Origin of the sequence: Streptococcus symci, assembly GCF_006385165.1 — a bacterium.
Classification (GTDB): domain Bacteria; phylum Bacillota; class Bacilli; order Lactobacillales; family Streptococcaceae; genus Streptococcus; species Streptococcus symci.
This window is the reverse complement of sequence record NZ_VFJA01000001.1, coordinates 294,307-318,174: the sequence shown is the minus strand read 5'-3', so window position 1 is coordinate 318,174 and position 23,868 is coordinate 294,307. Positions and strand designations below refer to the sequence as shown.

Annotated in this window: 9 protein-coding genes and 1 other RNA gene; 2 read left to right on the top strand and 8 right to left on the bottom strand. The window is 40.9% G+C overall.

The window, feature by feature from the left end:
- Positions 1-9: 9 nt before the first annotated feature.
- The 6 genes from gndA to FJN11_RS01455 form a co-directional block, all read right to left on the bottom strand.
- On the bottom strand, positions 10-1,434 hold the full coding sequence (gndA, locus tag FJN11_RS01480) for an NADP-dependent phosphogluconate dehydrogenase (protein WP_140223880.1): 1,425 nt from the start codon (positions 1,432-1,434) through the stop codon (positions 10-12).
- Between the two features lie 75 nt (positions 1,435-1,509).
- The gene (gene mapZ, locus FJN11_RS01475; protein WP_042751680.1) at positions 1,510-2,898 is read right to left on the bottom strand and encodes a cell division site-positioning protein MapZ; all 1,389 of its coding nucleotides are present in this window, start codon (positions 2,896-2,898) and stop codon (positions 1,510-1,512) included.
- 12 nt (positions 2,899-2,910) lie between these two features.
- Positions 2,911-4,068, bottom strand: coding sequence for a THUMP domain-containing class I SAM-dependent RNA methyltransferase (locus tag FJN11_RS01470; protein WP_042751681.1), 1,158 nt, complete (start codon positions 4,066-4,068; stop codon positions 2,911-2,913).
- A gap of 84 nt (positions 4,069-4,152) precedes the next feature.
- Positions 4,153-4,534, bottom strand: an RNA gene (gene rnpB, locus FJN11_RS01465) — RNase P RNA component class B.
- 20 nt (positions 4,535-4,554) lie between these two features.
- The gene (gene gpsB / locus FJN11_RS01460) at positions 4,555-4,884 is read right to left on the bottom strand and encodes a cell division regulator GpsB (RefSeq protein ID WP_000146534.1); all 330 of its coding nucleotides are present in this window, start codon (positions 4,882-4,884) and stop codon (positions 4,555-4,557) included.
- 72 nt (positions 4,885-4,956) lie between these two features.
- The gene (locus FJN11_RS01455) at positions 4,957-5,484 is read right to left on the bottom strand and encodes an SLOG family protein (RefSeq protein ID WP_042751683.1); all 528 of its coding nucleotides are present in this window, start codon (positions 5,482-5,484) and stop codon (positions 4,957-4,959) included.
- 66 nt (positions 5,485-5,550) lie between these two features.
- Between FJN11_RS01455 and recU the strand changes: the two genes are divergently transcribed.
- Together recU and pbp1a are read left to right on the top strand one after the other, a co-directional pair.
- The gene (gene recU, locus FJN11_RS01450; protein WP_140223879.1) at positions 5,551-6,147 is read left to right on the top strand and encodes a Holliday junction resolvase RecU; all 597 of its coding nucleotides are present in this window, start codon (positions 5,551-5,553) and stop codon (positions 6,145-6,147) included.
- Positions 6,144-8,324: a penicillin-binding protein PBP1A gene (gene pbp1a, locus FJN11_RS01445; RefSeq protein WP_140223878.1), complete on the top strand. Its 2,181-nt coding sequence runs from the start codon at positions 6,144-6,146 to the stop codon at positions 8,322-8,324. The genes recU and pbp1a overlap by 4 nt, the downstream gene beginning before the upstream one ends.
- 166 nt (positions 8,325-8,490) lie before the next feature.
- On the opposite strand, the gene FJN11_RS01440 is transcribed toward pbp1a, so the two are convergent.
- Together FJN11_RS01440 and FJN11_RS01435 are read right to left on the bottom strand one after the other, a co-directional pair.
- The gene (locus FJN11_RS01440) at positions 8,491-16,827 is read right to left on the bottom strand and encodes an SIALI-17 repeat-containing surface protein (RefSeq protein WP_140223877.1); all 8,337 of its coding nucleotides are present in this window, start codon (positions 16,825-16,827) and stop codon (positions 8,491-8,493) included.
- Positions 16,828-16,969: 142 nt separating this feature from the next.
- Positions 16,970-23,635: a SpGH101 family endo-alpha-N-acetylgalactosaminidase gene (locus tag FJN11_RS01435; protein WP_140223876.1), complete on the bottom strand. Its 6,666-nt coding sequence runs from the start codon at positions 23,633-23,635 to the stop codon at positions 16,970-16,972.
- Positions 23,636-23,868 lie beyond the last annotated feature (233 nt).

The window sequence follows — 23,868 nt, the reverse complement described above, 5'->3', positions numbered from 1 at the left end:
CAGACCTACTTATTTTTCGTCATACCAAGAGTAGTGGAAGGTTCCTTCTTTGTCTTTACGTTGGTAAGTATGGGCACCAAAGTAGTCACGTTGCGCTTGGATCAAGTTAGCTGGAAGGTCAGCTGAACGGTAGCTATCAAAGTAAGTAATAGCTGCTGAGAAAGTTGGCACTGGCACACCAGCTTGAACAGCAAGAGCTACGATATCACGCACTGCTTGTTGGTATTTAGCAGTAACATCCAAGAAGTATTCATCCAAAAGAAGGTTCGCAAGGTCTGCATCACGGTTGTAAGCATCTGTAATCTTTTGCAAGAAACGAGAACGGATGATACAGCCATCACGCCAGATAGATGCGATGTCTGCAAATGGCAAGTTCCAGTTATTTTCTTTAGAAGCTACACGCAATTGAGCAAAACCTTGTGCGTATGAAATGATTTTTGAGAAGTAAAGGGCTTGACGGATTTTTTCAATCAACTCAGCCTTGTCTCCTTCAAATTTGAAAGCAGCTGGTTTCGGAAGAACCTTGCTAGCATGTACACGTTCTTCTTTATAAGTAGAGATGTAACGTGCAAATACTGACTCAGTGATGAGTGACAATGGCACACCAAGATCAAGTGATGATTGGCTAGTCCATTTACCAGTTCCCTTGTTACCTGCAGCATCAAGGATGTAGTTTACGATTGGTCCATCTTGGCCTTCATCGTCTTTACGGCTCAAGATATCAGCTGTGATTTCGATCAAGTAGCTGTCCAATTCACCCTTGTTCCATTCAGTAAAGATTTCAGCCATATCTTCTGCAGAAAGGCCTAGCAAGTGTTGCATCAAGTCATAGCTTTCTGCGATCAATTGCATATCACCATACTCAATACCGTTGTGAACCATTTTCACATAGTGACCAGCTCCATCAGGACCGATGTAAGTCACACATGGTTTGCCATCTTCTGGTGCTTTAGCTGAGATTTCTTCAAGAACATCAGCAACCAATTCGTAGGCCTCTTTTTGTCCACCAGGCATGATAGAAGGACCTTCAAGGGCACCTTTTTCACCACCAGAAACCCCAGTACCGATAAAGTTGATACCTGAGTTTGCCAATTCTTCATTACGACGGATTGTATCTTTGTAGAAAGTGTTTCCTCCGTCGATTAAGATATCACCTTTGTCAAGGTGTGGAAGAAGGGCTTGAATTGTAGCATCTGTACCAGGTCCAGCTTGAACCATGAGCATGATACGACGAGGTTTTTCGATTGAGTTTACAAAACTTTCAACGTCATAGCTTGGTACAAAGTTCTTTTCAGGATGGCAAGCAATTACATCTTCAGTTTTTTCTTTACTACGGTTGTAAATAGCAACTGTGTAACCACGAGATTCAATATTAAGGGCAAGGTTACGACCCATTACGGCCATACCTACGACACCAAAGTTAGCTTTTGTCATTTGACACTCCTCTTGTTTAATTTGTTTTATTTTATCATTTTTACTTTTGAAAAGAAAGAATTTTGTAACGACTGCTTAGTAGTCCAAAGCATCCGCATGTCCAGAACCATTTCCAACAAAGTATCCTGTCTTACAGTTAAGGGTAAAGAGATAGGTTCCATCTGGCTTGTAGAGGTTGTAATAACCATTGCCATTAACGATATTAACACGTTCAAGGATATATTGGTTACCAGTGATATAACCACGTGAGCGTGAAGTCGCTAGGATTTTTTCCAAGACACCATCCGCGAAATCCCAGGCAGAATTATTGCTATCATCAACAGCTGATTGATTGAACGGCACACGACTCGAAGCTCTCTGGAGGTCAACTCCAGAACTTGATAAACCGCCATGGCTATCATCACGTGCAGAAACCGAACTATTTGTTGAGGCGCTTGAAGATGGACTTGTGTTGTCTGCAGCCCTCTCTGTTGATGAACTTGAACTTTCTTGACTTGAGCTTGAGCTAGAACTTGAAGCACTTGTTTGTTGGCTTTTACCAAGGCTGATAGCCTTATCTAGCACTTTATCAATCTCCGTATTTCCAGTTTTAATATCTGTAAATTTAGCATCTGATTTAGCTTTAGCGTTAGTGTCCAAAACTCCATCTACAATAGCTGGCTTCTCAAATTGAGCATTGACATCTTGAATGGCCTTTATTTGAGTCGCTAGACTATCATACTTAGATTTTGCTAGCGTATATTCACGACTACCTTCTAGCTTATCAAGCAAGGTTTTCAGTTGACTCAGTTTATCAAATTGGCTATTCTTCAAAGCCGTTTTGTTGCTATCTGTATAGAAGGCATCATATAAATTATTGAATTCTTCCACATCTGACTGCGTATTTGTAGTTGATTGAGAAGTTTGGATTTCCTTGGTCGAACGAGCCACCTGACGATAAATATAATAACCAGTTCCAAGGATAAGAACCACTAAGGCTGCTAGAATACCGTAAAGCACCCATTTCTTCTTACTTTTTCCATCTTCACTATCTGTGACTCGATAAAGTGTTGGAATATCTTCAGTCTCAGAGGCTTCAACAAGAGGAGTTTCTGAAACTCGTGTTAATTCTAAATCATCAAACTGACTCAATTCATCTTCTGAAGCTGGAGAAGTTACTCCTGTTTCCTCACGAAGCTCTTGAAGTAAATTATCCAGAGTCTGAGTCTCCTCTATCTCTTCTATCCCTTCTTTTTCAACTAAATCATCCTTGCTAAACTGACGCGTTTCAAACTTATCTGCCTCAATTTCATCTTTATGTTGTTTCACATACTTGTCCAAGATAGAATCTCCAGGCAATACACCTGCTTCCACCTCTTCATTTTTTAGCATGGCTTCTCCAACCGTTAGCTCTTTGGCATCATCAAAATCAAATTGCGCTTCTTGATGTTCTGTTATATGACGATCATGTCTTTTCTTACTCATGAGTTTTCCTTCCTACTTTACTTCCTGACGTTTAACACGCTGACCGAAATATTGATACAAATCAACTTTTAAAGTTCCATTGTACAACTTGCGCTTCTTGTCCGCCTGACTGCCGTACTTGGTCTCAAAGGCTTCATCACTAGTTAGGATAAATTTGCTCCACGTTTTCAGCGGTGCAAATACTTGCCCCATCTCAGCATAGAGTTTGGTAACTCCTGCATCATCTGACAAGCGTTCCCCATAAGGTGGGTTAGAGATAATCACTCCATTGATTTTATCGGAACGCAAATCCTGCACGCGCATCTGCTTAAAGGTAATATCTCCTGCAACACCTGCTGCTTGAGCATTGGCCTTAGCAATTTCCACCATACGTGCATCGATATCACAGCCCATGATATCTAGCTCAAGCTCACGATCCACTTTCTTAGCCGCTTCTGTACGCACTTCTTGAATCAAGCGATCACTAATCCAGTTCCACTCCTCAAAGGCAAAGGAGCGACGAAGACCAGGAGCCATCTTTCTAGCAATCATAACTGCCTCGATACAGAAAGTTCCTGAACCACAGGTCGGATCAATCAAGGGCTTGTCTGGATACCAGTTAGAGAGTTGCAAAATAGCTGCTGCCATGTTTTCCTTGATAGGAGCCCCACCCTTTTCGGTACGATAGCCACGTTTAAAGAGACTGGAGCCTGTCGTATCAATCATGACAGTTGCTATGTCTTTCAGAATAGAAACCTCAATCTTAAACTCAGGACCATTCTCCATAAGAGGAACACCTTCTGGACGGGCATAGTGTTTTTGCAACTTTTTAACAACAGCTTTCTTTGAAATAGCCTGAACACTGGGTTCATTGTGTAGTTTAGACTTAACACATTTGGCTTTTGAAATCGGAAATCGAGCTCCAAGTGGTAAATAATTTTCCCAATCTAGAGCGAAAACTCCTTGAAAGAGCTCCTCAAAAGTCTTAGCTGGGAACGTTCCTACGATAATCTTGATACGGTCTGCCGCTCGAAGCCAGAGGTTGGTTTCGATGATGGCTTTCGCATCTCCTTGAAAACGAACACGTCCATTTTCAACCTGACAATCGTAGCCCAACTCTCGCAATTCACGTCCCACAACAGCCTCAAGACCCGCTGCAGCAGTAGCGATTAAATTAAATTCTTTTTTCATTTTCAGTCTTATAAGACCTTTCTATATGTCCACTTTAAAAAATGAGGTTGAGAAAGTTTTCTCAGCCCCAACCTATATGCAATTTTCTATAAGCCATGTTTTGTTCCAGAAGTGACTAGGACCACTTCCTTCGATAATCATCTGTCTACCGCTAACAGCCTACAGCTGAAAGTAGTCAGAGTACTACGTTCGTTTCCGTGTACTCCATGCCCCGACCAAAATTTGGGTTGCTAGCTTGAGGGGTTTACCGCGTTCCACTCTCTCCGTTTCCAGAAAGACTTCGTCACTGTGGCACTTTCAAGCCTACTCTGGCCTATCCAAGGACTTAGCCATTTCAACTGCCGTAACGATTTCTCGTCCCTAGGCTTATGGTTTCGCCTAGCACAAACACTACAGGCATCACAGCCTGTGCTAGCATGGACTTTCCTCATGAAAAGAAATTCTCCTCACGCGATTATCCAAAAATTGCACTTTTCAAATAAGCTCTTATAAATCAGAGTTATCCAAAATTTGTTTACCAAATACTTCTTTCTCAAGACGATTTAGACGTTTTAAAATATCAAAATTCGTCATAGAAGTTGTAGCCGTCATTTCAAGTGGTTCTGCTTGAACCGGTGCAGATTCAGGTTTGCGAGACAATTCTTCCTTCAACTCTGCAATTTCTTGACGGAGAGACTTGACTAAGGCAGCATAAGTTTCGTAGTCCTTGATGACATCGTCCAAAAATTCATCAACTTCAACCTTACTATATCCACGGACTTCACGTCCAAACTCTTGCTCAAAAATATCTTTTGCTGAAAAAATAATACTTGCCATCTCTCTCTCCATTCTCGGTTTCTAATAGTATTATTATATAAAAAAAGGCAAACAAAAATCAAGGTCAAAGGCTTACTTTTCAGAAAAATTTTCTGCTAGCTCATTTAGGTCTTCAAACGTTAGCCTTTTTATGCGATACCCTTCCTGATTTTTCATCAAGGTATCCATAAATTTTAATTTGGTCTCATTTTCTGGATCATAGAAAAAATAAGCTAAATCAGTATTTTCCAGTAAAAACCGTTGGTAGTCTCGTAGTTGCCCCATATGTTCATATTTAGGATAGGCATATTTGACAAAATCTACCTGCTTAAATTGGCTAAGTTTAAGCTGATTCGCTTCATTCCAATTTTCCCCGTGTGTTTCAAAATCAAAAATGGTCGCTAGGTTGAAATCATATTCTTCTTTCATTTCATTTGCGACATCAAGCACCCAAGATTCAAATCCCAAGTTCCCTGTAAAGACCAGCCAATTAATCCCTTCTTCTGCCAAACTTTCTAAATCACGGTGAATGGCTTTCTTTATAATTTTTAACCTGATATCTTTTTCGTTAAAGACACCCAAGTCAAAATTAGAATATCCCATAATTAAAGCTGTAGTCATTTTTACACCTTTCTTTCTATTTTTATGGTATAATAGAGTGGTGTCATTGTACCAATAAGGAGAAATATGGTCAACTATCCTCATAAAATTTCATCAAAAAAAAACAAAACATCCATTTCTCAACCAAATAATTTCGCAAATCGAGGAATGACTTTTGAAAAGATGATTAACGCTACAAACGACTACTATCTGACGCATGGTATGGCAGTTATCCATAAAAAACCCACGCCTGTTCAAATTGTCCGAGTAGACTATCCTCAACGTAGTCGAGCAAAAATTGTAGAAGCCTATTTTAGACAAGCTTCCACAACAGATTACTCTGGCGTGTATAGAGGACATTACATTGACTTTGAAGCCAAGGAAACACGACAAAAGAATGCTATTCCAATGAAAAACTTCCATCTTCACCAGATTCAACATATGGAACAAGTTCTAGAACAGCAGGGTATTTGCTTCGTACTACTTCATTTTTCTTCTCAACAAGAAACTTATTTGTTGCCGGCACTTGATTTGATTCGCTTTTATCATCAAGATAAGGGCCAAAAATCAATGTCACTTGGATATATCAAAGAATACGGATATTTAGTAAAGCAAGGAGCTTTCCCTCAAATTCCCTATCTCGATATTATCAAAGAACATTTACTAGGTGGTAAAACAAGATGAATAAACAAACTATTCTGCGATTCTTAAAGTATATTGGAATTACATTTCTTACCTTATTTATCGCATTATTTCTATTAGGTGGAGGTGTCTTCCTCTACTTTGTTAGCAAGGCTCCAGCCTTATCTGAAAGTAAATTAGTTGCGACAACCTCTAGCAAGATTTATGACAACAAAAACGAACTGATTGCTGACCTTGGAACTGAACGTCGCGTAAATGCTCAAGCAAATGAAATTCCTACTGACTTAGTCAAGGCAATTGTGTCTATCGAAGACCACCGTTTTTTTGATCATAGAGGTGTTGATACTATTCGTATCATGGGAGCAGCATTGAGAAATCTACAAGGAGGAGGTCTACAAGGTGCCTCAACCTTGACACAACAATTAATTAAATTGACTTATTTTTCTACTTCAACTGCTGATCAAACCTTGTCACGTAAAGCTCAAGAAGCTTGGCTAGCCGTTCAACTAGAGCAAAAAGCAACCAAGCAAGAAATCCTGACCTATTACATCAATAAAGTCTACATGTCCAACGGTAACTATGGAATGCAAACCGCAGCCCAAAATTACTATGGAAAAGACTTGAAGGATTTAAGCTTACCACAGTTAGCACTCCTAGCCGGAATGCCTCAAGCACCAAATCAATATGATCCTTATTCTCATCCAGAAGCTGCTCTAGAGCGTCGGAACTTGGTACTTTCGGAAATGAAAGGGCAGAAATACATCAGTGCAGAAGAGTATGAAAAAGCTATTAATACCCCTGTTACCGATGGTCTACAAAGCCTGAAATCCGGTAACAGTTATCCTGCATACATGGACAACTACCTTAAAGAAGTAATCGACCAAGTAGAACGAGAAACTGGCTATAACCTTCTAACTACTGGTATGGATGTCTATACAAATGTGGACAAAGATATCCAACAACGACTCTGGGATGTTTATAACACCGACCAATATGTCACTTATCCTGATGATGACATGCAAGTAGCTTCGACTATTGTAGATGTATCTAATGGTAACGTTATTGCACAACTTGGTGCTCGTCATCAAGCAAGTAACGTTTCATTTGGTACCAACCAAGCGGTGGAAACCAACCGTGACTGGGGTTCATCCATGAAACCAATCACAGACTATGCTCCCGCACTTGAGTATGGCATCTATGACTCAACAGCATACATGCTTAAAGATGCTCCTTACAACTATCCAGGTACAAATATTCCTCTTTACAACTGGGATAAATCATATTTCGGAAACATTACCCTTCAATATGCCATCCAACAATCCCGTAACGTTACAGCAGTTGAAACGCTTGAAAGGGTCGGATTAGACCAGGCTAAAACTTTCTTAAATGGGCTAGGAATTGATTACCCAACTATGGTCTATGCTAACGCTATTTCAAGTAATACAACTGAATCAAATAAAAAATATGGTGCTAGCAGTGAAAAAATGGCCGCTGCCTATGCTGCTTTTGCCAATGGTGGTATCTACCACAAACCAATGTATATCAATAAAGTTATCTTTAGTGATGGTAGTTCAAAAGAGTTTTCTGATCAGGGTACACGCGCCATGAAAGAAACAACCGCCTACATGATGACTGAAATGATGAAAACAGTATTATATTCTGGTACAGGTCGAGGCGCTTATATATCTTGGCTCCCACAAGCAGGTAAGACGGGTACATCTAACTACACGGATGAGGAGATTGAAAAACACATCAAAAACACTGGCTATGTAGCTCCAGATGAAATGTTTGTTGGTTATACTCGTAAGTATTCTATGGCTGTATGGACAGGTTACTCAAATCGTCTTACTCCAGTCATCGGCAGTGGGTTCACAGTTGCTTCTGCGGTCTATCGTTCAATGATGACTTACCTATCAGAAGATGACCACCCAGGAGATTGGACTATGCCTGAGGGCTTATATAGGAGTGGAGAATATGTCTTTAAGAATGGAGCTCATCCTACATGGACTGCTCCTGCTACTCAACAAAGTTCTACACCTGCTCCTGCGAGCCAGACTCCAGAGACTTCAACCTCTCAGTCAAGTGTAACGACACCAAACACAAATCCAAATGCAAATACAGCTACTCCCAATGCTGGAACCAATGAGAATACGGTAACACAACAACCAAGTACCAATCAAGGGCAGCCTAACCAAAATCCTCAACCAGCGCAACAATAAATTACTAACCACCCAAAAATTGGGTGGTTTTTCAATCTGTTCTTTGCTCAATCAATAATTAGATAATAAAAACCTGAGAAGGTCAATTGTACTTCTCAGGTTTTTTGTTCTATACACTCCACTGGTTTAGAATACTATTAAGAAAGAGTTTAATTGTCATACACAACTAATCTTTTTTGCTTTTTGCTACAAAGATAGCAGATAAGGCTAGTCCAACGCTTGCCAAGAAAATAGCTGTTTCTGACTGTTTTTCACCAGTCTCTGGCAATCTCTTGTCTTCCTTGGCAACTTGAACTGGTGCTTCTGGAGTCTGAGCTTTTTCTAACGAACTTAGCTTAAATTCTGGTTTTTCTACTGTCGGAGCTGGTTGGTCACCTACGGTTGATAATGGACCTGTGTAGGCTGGTAGCTCATGTTTCAAGGCCATAACGGAGTTGACTCCACCCTGAAACTCTGGTTTCTCTACCGTCGGTGCAGTTTGATCGCCCACGCTTGACAATGGCCCTGTGTAGGCTGGTAGTTCGTGTTTCAAGGCCATAACGGAGTTGACTCCACCCTTGAACTCTGGTTTCTCTACTGTTGGAGCGGCTTGGTCACCTACGGTTGACAATGGGCCTGTGTACTCTGGTAGTTCATGTTTCAAAGCCATAACTGAGTTGACACCACCCTGAAACTCTGGTTTCTCTACTGTCGGTGCAACTTGGTCACCTACGGTTGATAATGGACCTGTGTAGGCTGGTAGCTCATGTACCAAAGCTTCAACTGCATTTACACCACCTGTAAATTCAGGTACCTCAAGCACTGGTGCTGGTTCTTCACCCTTGCTTGATTGAACAGGTTCTTCTGTCAATTCTTGATAGAAGCTCGCCAATTCATAAAACTCAGCCTTGCCACCTTCCCAGACCAGTTTAACATCTAGAAGAGAACCACCATTTCGGATAGCAAAGGTTTGGAGACTAGATGTAATGGCACCAAGATCTGTCCAACTTTCTTGTCCATCCTTAAGTGTTCTCGCTTGAACTCGTGCTTTCGCTCCTTCAGGAAGGCTTGAAACAAGGCGTAGATGGTTGGCATTGGTTGGTTCTGATAAGTGGTAAAACAATTCACCCTTATCTTGTTCCGCCTTGTAGCTAGTCAAGACTTTTCCATCTACGAGATTAGTATAGAAGTTGCCTCGGCTTTCGCCACCGTTTCCTTCTACAGTTGGATCATTGATAGGTTTGACAAATTCGCCATCATTGATCACCAATTCTGTAAATCCTACAAAACGAGCATCATAATCAGCTGTATAGAGGACACGAAGATAGTTGGCTTTGACTGGTGTCGTCAATTCACCCTCGATGTAACGATTTCCCGGCATCTTAGAATCATGTGTCCAACCATCTGTCAATGAATCATCGTGTGTACTATTGACTACACCATCTCCCACTGTCACAACATCCGTCCAAGTTTTACCGTCTTGGCTGACTTGGATTTTACCATCACGAAGATAGTTTTGAGTTCCGTCTTGTATGTGGGCTCTGATCTTCTTGATAGTGCGTTCGCTACCAAGTTTCAAGGTTACATGGCCATCTTTATGGGCATAGTCTGAAAACTCAACGAAGTTGTTGTACACACCATCAAACAATTGATCGAGGTTATTAATCTTACGAACATCATTGCTTCCGTATGTTGGATGAATACCCATAGTTGTAGATTCTAGTTTGGTTGGTTGCACTTCTTTAGTCGTTACAAGGAGAGAAGTGGCTGTCACAGCTTGTTCTTGATTTGTTTTATTCACAAGACGAACATAACGTACCAAGTGGGTTGCGACAGTTCTGTCTGTCAACTGGCTAGCTGGTGTCCATTCTTGAGCATTTGCAGAATACTCTAGACTGAGTGCTGGATTTGTTTGACCTTGGAGCTGGATGCTTTTGACTTGATGGATACGGTCAAGTTTCATTCCTAGATAGCTATTTGCAGGAAGTTTAGTTCCAGCTGGAATTTGAAGTTCATAACGACCAAGGCTATCAAATATTGGCGTTTCTTTCAAGGCATCCACGTTGGTGTCTGTTAAGTCGCTATTTCCAGAACGTGTCTCAACAGAGAAGTCCTGAATACGCCACCAAAGGTCACTTGCCTTAGTATTGCGTACTCGGATGTATCGAGCATTGATAGCTTTAGACACTTCCTTAGTTTGTTCTCCTGATAGGCGATCTAACTCTTGCCATGCAGATCCATCTGTAGAGTACTCAAGTACACCTGCGGCAAGTTTATCACCAGTTCCTTGACGAAGACGAACTTTAGTGACTGACTTGACTTCACCTAGGTCAAGTTGTGCCCAGGCATCTACTGGAGTCGTATTGCTGCCGTCAGCATTTGCCATCATAGCTTCTGTATTATCTTTACCATCAGTAATTTGACTTGCTGATGTTCTCAATTTATAAACTAGATTTGAGCTGAGGCTAATGGTAGCAGTTTGTTGTTTACGAGCGTTCTCTACTGGACGATTTACTGCAATCTCGCGAACTGCAAACCAGGTGTCATCACGATCTTCTGTAGCAATCATACGTACTGCTTTAGCTTTGATGTTAAGATTTTCAAACTGAACAAGTGACTCATTACCAACATAAGTTGGTTCTTTCAAACTTACCCAATTATCTTTTTCATCTTGATACTGCACTTCAGCCTTACTAAAGGTATCACGTGGATTTGCCTGAGTTCCCATAGCAAAGGTCAATGTTTGGATATCTACCGGTTTGTTAAATTTCATACCGATATAATCACCTATCTTGATACTATTTGGTGATTTAATCAAAGCATGAGTTGCCAAGTCACCATCCGTTACTTCTGCCAAACCACCTTCTACACCTGTTCGATTGGTAATAAAGGTGCTGATGATTTGATCTGGATGCAAGACTTTTTGAACTTCAGACGCTAGAACTTCTTTCAAAGCTAGGATAAATGGACGGATATGTTGAACACCCAATTCAGCCTTTTCAAGATGGTCTACATAATGGAAGGTATGAGTTTGAGACTGTTCGTACAATTTCAAACCTTTATAGTAGCTGTCCCAAAGTTTGGCTGCATCATTTGTAGCCATAGCCTCTGTGCCTGTTAGGAAGGCATCAAGGGCATTCATTTGGTCAATTGCATTATCCAACCAATAGTGGATCTGTGCAACCATTTTTTTATCACCTGATGCTTTATAAAGTTCAGCCGCTTCTTTAATCTTGGCAAATTCTGCACGCAAAGTTGCACGTTCTGCAGTTACATCCTGACCCGCTTTGAGCTTAGTCATGAAGTCTGTTAATTTTGGAGCCAATTCAACTGATTCTTCTAGTTTAACGACACGACCATCCATGTTTTGGTTGATCATATGCTTACCGAGTTCGCGGAAGGCTGCTGATACCTTGCTATCTCCAAAATGACCATTTTCAACAAAGTTGAAGGCAATGTCATTGAGTTTCTTAGCTTCTTCTTCTGATTTCCACTGTTTCCATGTATATTGAGCTCCAGCAAAGAGGGCTATCTTAGATGGTTCAGACTGTTGCATTGGGTTCAACATGATACCGGATAGCAAGCTTGGATCCACATTTGGATGAAGGAATTTCTCACCACCACCTAGAATCAAGTGTTGTTTAGAGTTATCTGTAACTGGCCAGTTCACCCAAAGTGATACTGGACGATAAGTTTTACCACCTGCAGTTAGATTGTTCTTGAGAGTTGATAAGAAGCCTTCAGAAACTTCACCCCAAATCTTACCACCCGTCAAAGTCATAGAGGTTGAACTTGGGAGATTTTCATTTAGAGATTTCAACTCTGCTTCACGCCCATTACCCCAATACTGACCTGGAACAAAGATCATTTCTTTGCGAAGACCGCTATAAGTTCCTTGCATTTCTGTCAACCAGTTGGTCATATCCTGCATCAAGCGGTTGTAGCTATTGTAGCCTCCAACTGGGCTTGGTGCATCATCGGCTAGAATACCAAATTCACGGACACCCACTTTCATCAACTGGGTAAATTTAGCCTTGATGGTTGCCAAGTCTTCTTGGTAATGCGCTTCATTACCAAAGCGGATACGGTTGTTCATGAATGGATGAATGGTCCAGACATAGCGAGTTTTACTTTGATTTCCGACGCGAGCAAGTTCACGAATTTCAGCTAGTTTTTCTTCTGGGTAAAGTTCACGCCATTTCTTGTTGTGGTATGGATCATCTTTCGGTGCGAAGAAGTATTGGGTCAATTTCAAATCGCCACCAAAACGCATGAGTTCAGCACGATCTGCATTAGACCATGGATTTCCATAGTAACCTTCGATGAAACCACGGTTCTTGATTTCAGCGTAATCTTCCACTGTCACATTGCGAAGAACTGGAACTTGACTTTCCTTGAGCATATGTTTCAAAGTTGTCAAACCATAGAAGACTGCATCTGTGTCTTTTCCGACGATGGAAATTGAATTGTCCTTGATGGTCAAAGCATAGGCATCAATCTTATCAAAGAGACCTGCTGAAACGTTAGATAAGTTTTGTTCTGCTTGTGTTCCTCGTCCATGTACTCCAAGATAGATATTAGTTGCGCCAGCAACTGCTGATTGACTAGTAGTGTAGGATACTTGATTGTCCTGTAAGACACTCTTCAAGCGATTACGAGTATAGACATCGAGTTGATCTCCCATTACCAGATTGACTTGCTTACGAAGAGCTGTGACTCCTTCTCCATAAGTCACTTTTTGTGGAGTTGGGAAAACCTTGTACTCTTTCTTGAGATAATCTGCGCTCTTGCTGGCAGCTGCAATACTATCTTCGCTAGCTGGTTTGCTTGCTGTGAATTGATCCGCCAGTTCAACTGTTCCATCACCTGTTTGCTCGACTTTTGGAGTTTCAGGTGTAGATGGTTGTTCTGGTTCTGGTGTTTCTTGTCCCTCTTTGATAGGTTTCAATAGATGAACTTCAGCTGCACTTGCAAAGCCCCCAACACCTGATAGAACTTTCAACTCAATCTTGTTGGTATGAACCGCTGCAAAGTTAACTGTTTTTTCTTGAGCGTTGTTGTCCCAGCTTCCTTCTGAAACCTTGACCATTTGGCCATCTTTTTGTGCGTAGATTTCGTAGCGAGTCACGACCCCATTTCCACCACCTGGCCGAGGAAGATAAGTCAAACCATTGACTTTTTCTGCTTCTTTCAAGGTCATAGAAAGAGTGTACGGAGCAGTATCACCAGTCCATTTAGTATGCCAAAAGGTATTTGGATCATTGTCAAAGGCTTTTTCAACAACTCCTTCAGTCGCTGTTCCTGGTGTTTCTTGACTAGTTGCAGAAACTGTGAAATGATCTGTTGGAATCAAACGAGGATTTACAAATGGTTTATCTGACAACTCTGCACTATGTAAAATCCCTTTGAACCCACCGATGCTTTCAAGCGGTAGAACCAAGCTATTGTGAGCAAAGCGAGGGTGAGCTGGATTTGCGATACGTTCAATCTTCTCACCATCCACATAGAATTCCGTTGATTGTGGTTTGGTCACGATAGAGATTTGATAACGTTTATTCTTTTCAAGTTTTTTCTTGAACTGGATATGGAACTGTTCAAATTGATAAGCAAGATAGCCGTCTTTATCAGCTAGATAGATACGGTTGTCTCCACTTGTTGAGAAGGTTTGTTCACCGTCTCCAGTGACAGTTACATCAAACTTCAAGACATGACTTGGACCGACATCACCTGCCAGGCCTTCAATACTGCTATCTTTCTCAAAAGCCAATCCTTGCTCGCTTGTCTTCACCTTCTTGCTTGCATAGTTCTTCACTGTTTCAGGATTGATGGTAAACAAATCACTTTGATCAATCTCTTTTTCAGGATTTGACTGTGGCGCATAAGGGCTCGTTGGTAGGGTACGTTCTGCAAAGGTCGCAGCCGCACGGTCAGATCCCCAAGTGCGTTCTGCAGTTGTTTGCATGCTCTTAAAGAAGCGTTTAAAGATATCATAAGATGTCAAACCTGTCTCATGAAGATCAATATTGTCATTCCAAACTGCGTGGCCACCACCAAGAATGTTTGGATTAGAAGCTTCTAGTAATGGACCACGACCTGTTCGGAAATCGTTTGGTGTCCAACCATTATATTGAGTTTCATAGTTAGCATAGTCACCATAACCAGCTTGACGATTATCTCCATTCGGAACACTATATGTTGGGATATCTGTGATATTAATAATCTTAGCTCCCTGAGCAATAGCTTCTTTTGGTTGCTGCCAGCCAATACTCCAGATATCAACTTCTACATCTTTCCAATCAACCGCTGTTTTACCTCGTTTCGCACTGAGCGATCCCCAAATACGAGGTGTATAGCCTTTCCCTTTAATGTATTTAATAAGGTCATTGACATAACGACGATAGCTTTCTCTACTTCCGTAGTATTCATCCGTTCCGATATGAACAGTAGATACCCCATGAAGTGGTGCATCTGGACCATCAAGAAGTTTATCATAAACTGATTTGACAAAAGCCAGCGTTTCATCGTATTTATTATCTAGATCGAGCATGGCTACGCGCTCTACGTTATGTTTACCTCTGTAATCGCTCAGACTACCTTGATACATAAGGTCTGGACGGACTTTGACAAATGACAGAGCATGACCTGGCGTGTCAATTTCTGGAACTAGATTGATATGCAAGGCCTTAGCAAGTTTAATCAGATTTTGCATCTCTTCTTTAGTATAGTGCTCGTCTGATGTTAATTTTTGACCATTCTTACCGACAATATCTGTCTCTACACGGAAACCTGTCTTAGCATGTTCTAGAACATACTTAAGCTCTTCTTCTTGTGTTAGATTCTTACCTGCCAAGTGTTCCTTTAGGAAGATATAGTTATCGTTGAGATGCAACTGCAAGTCGTTCATCTTGTAGTAAGCCATATTGAGCATGATGTCTACAAGGGTGTCATAAGGAATAAATTTACGACCTGTATCTAGCATAAAGCCACGGTGGCTGAAACTTGGGAAATCACGAATTTCTCCATTTTGGAGATTGCTTTCCCCCATTTGAAGAAGAGTACGAGTAGCATAGAAAGCTCCTGTGTTCGTTGCAGCTTCGATGGTAATGACACCATCTTGGATAGTGATGGCATAACCTTCCTTACCATAACCCTTGTTTTCAACTTTTTTAAATTCAATTCGTTTTTGAGCCTGCTTGTCACCTGTCGCAAGTTCCAATCCACGACTAGCAAGATCTGACTGGTAGAAGGTTGCAGCCTGATCAAAGCCTGAATCTCCTGTCGCAAGAACTGTATCTGAAGTGATAGAAGATTGACCTTCTTTTCCATACCATTGTTGAACAGCTGGTGCTACTTTTGGTTTGATACCCACACCTTCATCCTGATGTAGTCCTTTGATGACTACTTCAAATTCTTTAGTAAAGGTATGTGAATCTTTAATTTGCTCTACCATAACCTTAACGCGTTGATCAGTCAGAGGCTTATAAATGTGATTTTGAAGGTCAATCACACCTTGTTTGTTGCTACCTATAAGACTGACTTTTCCTGGTAAAGTTGGAAGTACTAAAGATTGTCCATCCTTAGCGACTGTCAATTCCGTAACTTGGCGAATATCTGTCACTTTACTTGTATCAGGAATATTCGAATAAGCTCGAATTTCTTGAATACCAACGTTTCTCCAGCCCATTGTGCCCGCTTGATAGTCATTGATTTCTAACTTGAGATATTTAGCTTGAATACTATTGGCTAAGTCAACTTTCTCATCTAAAACAGGTTCTCCAGTCTTGGTATGAGCTAGTTTCCATTGTTTTTCTCCACTAGCATTTACATCATCTTGACCTGCATAGTAGAGGCTCCAAGATTTGATATTTGGATCATTTTGTCCCTTGCGGACACGGCGATCCCAATCAATCTCTACATGCCTAATAAGTGTAGTTTTTGGAAGAGTTAATTCGAAAGTTGGTTTGTTAATATTTGGATTTGTTGCCCAACGAGTATCAGAATCCCCATCTACTGCCTTGTCAGCAGTAAAAGGAGTTCCAGTTTCTGAGTCGTTTGCTTGGACAGTGACACCTTCTAAGTGGTTACGATCTTCTCTATCTTCAATTTGATTTTCAACCGGTTTGATTGTAGGTGTAGCTGGTTCTACAGGTTTAGAATCTGCTTTTGGTGTTTCAACCGGCTTCAGAGTCTCAGCTGGTTTGGGAGCTGTTGGAGTTGTTGCTGGGCTTGTTTCTTCAGTTCCTGCAGGACTTGTTCCTGCAGTATTTTCATGATTTTCTTCATGACCTGCATCTGCCGTCGCTTCTGATTCAGCTTTCTTTAAAACAGCTGCTAAATCGTCCGGCAACTTATCTAGTGGCTGAGCTTGTGTGATAGTTCCTTCTTTCTCAGGTGTTCCAACTGTCTCAGCAGCCTGCACTACATTTGCACCAAAGATACTAGCACCGATCATTACAGAGGCTGCACCAATTGCAAATTTTCGAATACTATAGTGACAGCGTCTTTCAAAAAAATGTCTATCCATCTTTATCCTATTCCTTTCATCCACTTATTACAGTAAGCGGTCTCATTTCCCATTTAAAAATGGAGAGAACCTAGAGGTTCTCTCCAACTAAGTTATTTCTGTCTGAATTCTAGTTCCGGTAAACTCTAAAATCCAGTCTTCTTTAATTTTCTTTACGTTTTGTTGCAAGTACAGCAGCTGATAAGGCAAGACCGACGCTAGCTAGGAAGATAGCTGTATCAGATTGGCTTTCTCCTGTTTCCGGCAATCTCTTCTGATCTTCTGTTGAAACTGAAGTTTTAGATTCTGCAAGTTTTCCTTGGCCCAATTGACTAATCTGATACTCAGGTTTTTCAATAGTTGGTGCTGCTTGATCGCCTGCTGTAGCCAATAGTCCTGTGTAGGCTGGCTTTTCGTTTACCAAAGCTTCTACCGCATTAGCACCGCCTTTATATTCTGGCAATTCATGAACTAAGGCCTCTACTGCATTGGCTCCACCTTTGTATTCTGGAACTTCATTAATAGCCGCTTCTACTGCATTAGCGCCACCTTTATATTCTGGCAATTCATGAACTAAGGCCTCTACTGCATTGGCTCCACCTTTGTATTCTGGAACTTCATTAATAGCCGCTTCTACTGCATTCACACCGCCTTTATATTCTGGCAATTCATGAACTAAGGCTTCTACCGTATTGGCTCCACCTTTGTATTCTGAAACTTCATTGACAGCTGCTTCTGCCGCATTGACGCCGCCTTTGTATTCTGGAACTTCATTAACAACTGCTTCTTCACCTGCTGTTCCAACTGGGCCTTTATACTCAGGTACCTCAAGAATTGGTGGTACTTCTTCACCTGCTGTTCCAAGCGGGCCTTTATACTCAGGCACTTCAAGAATCGGTGCTCCCTCCTCACCTTTGCTACTTGTAGGAGCATCTGGTTTAGCAGTCTGATCTTGTAGTTGGTTGAGATATTCTGCAAAGTAGGCAACCATTCTTTCAGTCAAGAGATGGTTATCCGTAGCATATTTCATGCTAGCTACTACACTTGCTACCTCCTCTTGATTCTCTTTGCTGGTCAATTTTTGAGCTTTCGCTAAAGCTGTTTCATAACCTGACAAATCAAGAGCTGTTTCTGTAGCCTGTGGACGACTAAAGATTAACTCAGCAGCAGCTTGATATTTGTCACCACCGTCTCCATAAGTCTTAGTACCTGTCAAAACAATTTTCTTAGCTTTGATTGTCTTACCGAAGTCAATATCTTTTGGTTTATTGTTATCTGGCCAATCAGTTGCAGTGAAAGTATGTTCTTTACCAGATTCATCTGTCACAACCAATTTCACATCACGCAAGTTACCATTTGATCCTGATCCACGTGGCACATAACGGAAGCCTGTGATTTCTGTTGCTTCTTTCAATACCATGGTTGCAGGTTTGCCAACATCTCCACCATTCCAAGACGTATGCCATAGACTTGACAAGTTACCATCAAAGGCGTTAGCCAAATCTTCTCCCGCTTGAGCTGGAGCATTCAAACTTTCAAAGTCTTCTGCTACCAAGGCTGTTTTCTTTTGTACCAAGGCATTCTTCAGAGCGTCAATCTTAGCAATCTCAGCACGCGCTTCTTCTACACTAATGTCATCATCTGCTTGACTGAGGTTAAAGACAGCTTCCTTCAAGGCATCCATAGATTCCTTGGTATAGTTGGTCATGGCAACCGTTGGCAAATAGTTCTTCAGAGCATTTTCTGTCAACATCTTACCAGTTAGAGTGACTTCCTCGATTTGAAGTTTATCCATGATGAAGTCATTGTAACCACGGAAGTTCGCATTTCCACCAGAATCTCCACGAGTATTGCTTGCGTTACCAGTTGAGTAGATACCAACCCAAGTATCGCCTGTTTCTGCACCTGTTACGAGGAAGGTTACCTTCTTAGCTTTCTTAGAATCTGTCCAAGTATTTGGTAATTCATGCATTTCCAAATTGCTTGCTTGATTACCGCGACGACCTGACTGGAATTCTCCCTTACCGACTACAAAGGCATAGGTATTGTCAGAGCCTGCTTCGTATTCAAAGGTTACACGATAAGTCTTACCAGCTTCAAAACGGAAGTTTTGAGGAATTGTTTGGTAAACCAAGTTACGACGGCTAACTAGCCCATTTGTCTTCAATGACCAATTTCCTTCGATAACATCATCGACTTTCTTACCATTCCAATCACGTTGTGTATATGGATCATGTTTTTCAGATAAGTGAGTACGATTATCCTCAACTCCTTCGATACCACCAATTACAAATGGGAAAATACCTTGTGCGACATTTTCAAAGTCTTGTTTAAAGGTTCCTTTAGCTGTATCATGATTATCTCCGTACATACTTGAATTGTTTTCAAAGGTACGAATTTCATCAAAGTAAGTTGCTTCATCACCAGCTTCACGACTCAAAGTAAGAGTGACATTTGATACATCTGAACCTGTTGTAAAGAAGGCATACATGTTTTGGAAGTAACTTGTATCGTCAACTGTAGCATTGTCACGACGAGTATTATGGGCATAGGCCTTAACATAGTTAAGAGCTAGTGATTTATTGGTATAGCTAGTCACTTCTTTTTCACCAGTATTCACTGTGATACTTGCTTTAGCATTACTACGGTTATCAACACCGACATAAACAGCATACTTAGTATTTGGTTTCAAGCCAGTCAGTTTCTGAGTAAGGCTGACTGTGCTCTTATTACCTTGGATACGAAGCATTTCATTTGCGCCTTGTGATTTGACAATTTCTGCCTTAGAAGCATCACCAGAAATAGTCCAGTGTTTCAAAGTTCCACTGTTAAATCCTTGGTCATAGATATGCATACCCTCACTCCATGACATTTCAGGATTGGTTTGTTTTGAACGGTAGAGAACATATGGTTGATTTGCAGTAAGATCTAGAGTAATCTTGCCATCTTTTACTGTTAATTCTTGCTCTTCTGTCTTACCTTGGTCAGTTAGCTTGTAAAGATAAACCTTACTCTTTGCCCAATCGCTAGGAAGCGTCCAAGTTGTTGCACCAGCTTGCGTATTGAAGTAGTACATCTTTTCCTTATCAGCAGGAAGTTTCTTACCATTTGCATCCCAGTTCCAAGGAGTCAAGTAAGCTGAACCATCTTGGACAACACGTCCATTAAGTGTTACTGTACGTTCACGGTATTGCGGGCTATTGATATCGTTTGACTTACGAGTCACAACTACTTTATTGTTGTCAGCATCTACCAATTCCACTCGCATTTCTGGAGTCCATTTATAGGTGCTACCGTTATCAGACATGGTAACAGGTGTACCATTTTCCCACTTGCTTACAGTGAAGTGTTGGAAGTACTTGGTCATGACATCATGAGCAAACAAGTTAGTTACATAGCCATTGTAGTCACTTCGTCCTTGCCAGCCTTCAAAGTCTTTCATGCTGTAACCACCTAGAAGTGGATAGTTGGCTGCACCACCGTAACTTCTGTAATCCCCAACCCAAGAATCTTTTTGGTGGTTGCGGATAAAGCGCGTGATGGCACTGTTGATACCTTTATTAGTGTATCCACCATAGGTCAAGTCAGCTGCCCAGTGTTGGAAGGTAGAATCGTATTCACCACCATGGCCCCACTCGATTGCAAAGCGCCAGCCTTGTTTGTTAATTTCTTTAGCAAGAACGTGGGTAGCCCAGGCACCATTATCACCTGATTGGCCATTGCCCCAAACGTCCACATAGATAAAGTCGAGACCTTCACCAAGTTTTTTCTTCAATTCTTCCCAGCGATCTAAGCGACCATGCGCCAAGTCATAAGCAGCATCAATGTTGATACCTTGGTCTAGCCAGTTCCAACCATAGCTGTAGCTTCCATCTGGATTCTTACGAAGAATCTTTTCGTTAAAGTATTTAGACTCAGGATAAGTTTCAGAAGCGTTGACGTGGATACCTAGATGAGCTCCATATTTCTTCGCTTTCTCAATCAAAGCCTTGAAGTCTTCGACACCACCAATACGTTTACCAATATCAGCATAATTCAAATGGCCTGAGTCATGACCTTCACTACCATAACCTTTGAGGAGAACACCTTGTCCAAGACCATCTGTATGGAGATTGATCTTCTTGATACCATCCAAGGTCATAAGGAATGGATTTTGTGCTTGAGAACCAAAGTTCATCGCGATACGGTAAGCTGTGATATCCTTGACTTTTTCCCAGCCTTGAGGGTTGTTCATGATACTACGATAAGCAATGGCACCATCTTGCCAGTCCACTTTTTTATCCGCATTAGCATCTTCAGTAATCACAACCTTAGCACTTGGAAGTTCTTTAGTGTACTCTGGGAAGACAATACCCTTATAAGCTTTTTCCCATTGCCACTCAGAACTATGAATTCCGACATAGTTGGCATTTCCAACGGTTTCTTTATAAGCCGTCAAACGGGTCCAGTCATTAGAGCCACCACCGTAACTGTTTTGAGAATTACTCCAAACACCTGCAGCAAGCTTATCTGTAGAAACAAATCCATACATGTAACCCTTAGCCAAATCCTTCATTGGATTGGTTACTTCAATATGATCATCCCCGCTGACATGCGTATTGTTTGACATAGTTGCCCCATCAAACTTAGCACCAGCTTGCTCACTAGAAACAGATACTAAAGCATTCCCGAGGAAACTAATAGTAGAGAGTAATTTTCTTTCATCGTCAATCTTTTGACCTGGAGTGACTTGATTGTGGTTGACAATTTTAGTTACATCAAAATGTAATTGATTGTCCACAACTTGCAGACGAACTGTCATATCCGCATTGATAAGATTAGCCTCATCACGGAGTTTCATTTCATATTCTGCAGTTGTTTCATTAATTTTCTTATAAGTAACCTCAGGGGTGATTCTGTGGTTATTGATAAATACTTGGTTGAACTGTTGAACCTGTCCTGGTAAAGTATGGCCATTTAGCGTATATTCCTTGACACGTGGAAAGGCTTGGTCAATCACTGCTTTTAGGACTTTAGACTGGATAGTATCATAAGTCACTTTACTATCATCTACCACCGCACCAGTTTCTTTTTCAGCAGTAGCTTCAGTATTTTGAACTCCATCCTGATTGTCAGTCTTAATATTTACAACTGTCTTTTCTGTACCATATGTACCAGCTTTAAGTAGGATTTTCTTTTCATTTTTAAGATTTTCATTAACAGCAGCTGGCAAAGTAACCGTATCAAAAAGTTTTACATCATTATTTGTTGCATTCAGCTGACCATCTGATTTTAAGCTAATAGTCAGATGATTCACTGAGCCATTTACTGGAGCTGCAACACGACCACCCTGATACCATGTGCTATTACCTGGTGTCTTATATTCCCAGAACCAACCTTCTTTGTCATATCCAACAAAGACATTATTATTTGTATCTTTAAATTTCAAGAAAACACCAAAACGTGATTTGCCTGTTTCAGATTCTTCTTTGAAAGTGAGATCTACATTCGCATTACCATTTGCATCCACAGTCAATCCTTGTTTTTCAAACAAGGCTGGTTTGCTGGCATTGTCATTTTGATCTGTTGAAGATAACTTATTGTAACGAACACCATTTTCTTCACGAATAGCAACAGTCCCTTGTTGTTCTTTTCTTGCTACAGTTTGCCATTCAGGAGTGACTTCCTTTGGTGTCTCTGGCTTAGCTGTCGCTGGTTTTTCTTCTTTTGGCTTATCTTCTTTTGGCTTTTCTTCAACTGGTTTTTCAGTTTCCTCTAAATTCGCTGGTTTTGAACTAGAGATTCCCTTAATATGATCTTGAATCCATTTTAATTGAGCTGGAGAGAAAAGGATGCCTCCGCTACGGACTCCAACCACACCATTTTGATGAACCCCAATCAATTTACCATCCGTGTCAAAGATACCGCCACCGCTAGCACCTGGTTGTCCACCTTGATAACCAACTCCTTGAACACCTTCACCATAAGATTCAGCAAAATCCACAGCAGTGTTAATAACTGGCGCCAACTTACCAGCAGGATAGCCAAACATATTGACTTTATCCCCAACTTTCTTAACAACTGGCTTTTCAGTAACTTCAACAGGAGCATTTTCAAGAACTGTACGCAATCTCACAAGAGCCAAATCGTTCTTATAGCCCTTTAGATAACCATCTCTATCCCAGTGAATCACATCTTTTTTACTAAATTTTACATCATCTAAACCAGGGTAGGATATACTAAAAATATCGCCATCTCCTTTATCATTATCCACAACTTTACGGATATTTCCATCTTGTTGATCCTTGATAAAGTTGTGAGAAACAGTCAAAACAAGATCCTTACCAATGACAATACCACTACCTTCTCCTGATGGAGTCTTAATCTTAACAGTAGCGCCATAGTTCAATTCTCCATTTTTTGTTTTGGCAACATCTTCAGGAACTAGACTACCAGTATCTTGGGCTAATTGATCTTTATTTACCTCTTTACCATTATCAGTAGCTTTTTCAACTTTACCTTCTAATTCTTTCGGCAACTTGTCAGTAGTTTCTTTGTTTTCCTTTTCAAGAGCTAGTAACTCTTCTTCAGTTTTTGGTCCATCCGTTGTTTCAGCAGAACCTGGATTTGCTGCTGCAGCTTCTTTATCGAACTCCCGTCCATTATCGCTCGCTTTTTTATCCAAATCAGCCAGCTCACTTGGCAAGTTATCTGTTGAGCCAACTGTTGGTGTGTTAGCCAATACTGGAGCAGTAGCAAAAAAACTAGCCCCAATCATAACTGAAGCAGCACCTAGTGCAAATTTACGAATGCTGTATGTACATCGTTTTTCAAAAAATCGTTTATCCATTAACTCCTGATTCCTTTCACTAATCTTCGTAAGCGTTTACATTTCTTGTTCGAAAAATACTCCTTTCTATCTGAAAAGTGCAATGCTTAACGTTTATAAAAAAATAATTGCACTTTTAATATAACAAATATTGGCAGATAAAGCAATAGGAAAGCTAGGAAAATTGCTAATTTTTTCTTAATTTTGGCAAAACCATAGTCTGCCATTTAGAGGGAGTTATCATAAAATAAAAA

Excerpts from the sequence above, each read along its gene's own strand:
- FJN11_RS01455 (WP_042751683.1), bottom strand. The coding sequence starts at position 5,484 with ATGACTACAGCTTTAATTATGGGATATTCTAATTTTGACTTGGGTGTC.
- gndA (WP_140223880.1), bottom strand. The coding sequence starts at position 1,434 with ATGACAAAAGCTAACTTTGGTGTCGTAGGTATGGCCGTAATGGGTCGT.
- FJN11_RS01440 (WP_140223877.1), bottom strand. The coding sequence starts at position 16,827 with ATGGATAGACATTTTTTTGAAAGACGCTGTCACTATAGTATTCGAAAA.
- FJN11_RS01470 (WP_042751681.1), bottom strand. The coding sequence starts at position 4,068 with ATGAAAAAAGAATTTAATTTAATCGCTACTGCTGCAGCGGGTCTTGAG.
- recU (WP_140223879.1), top strand. The coding sequence starts at position 5,551 with ATGGTCAACTATCCTCATAAAATTTCATCAAAAAAAAACAAAACATCC.
- gpsB (WP_000146534.1), bottom strand. The coding sequence starts at position 4,884 with ATGGCAAGTATTATTTTTTCAGCAAAAGATATTTTTGAGCAAGAGTTT.
- pbp1a (WP_140223878.1), top strand. The coding sequence starts at position 6,144 with ATGAATAAACAAACTATTCTGCGATTCTTAAAGTATATTGGAATTACA.
- mapZ (WP_042751680.1), bottom strand. The coding sequence starts at position 2,898 with ATGAGTAAGAAAAGACATGATCGTCATATAACAGAACATCAAGAAGCG.
- FJN11_RS01435 (WP_140223876.1), bottom strand. The coding sequence starts at position 23,635 with ATGGATAAACGATTTTTTGAAAAACGATGTACATACAGCATTCGTAAA.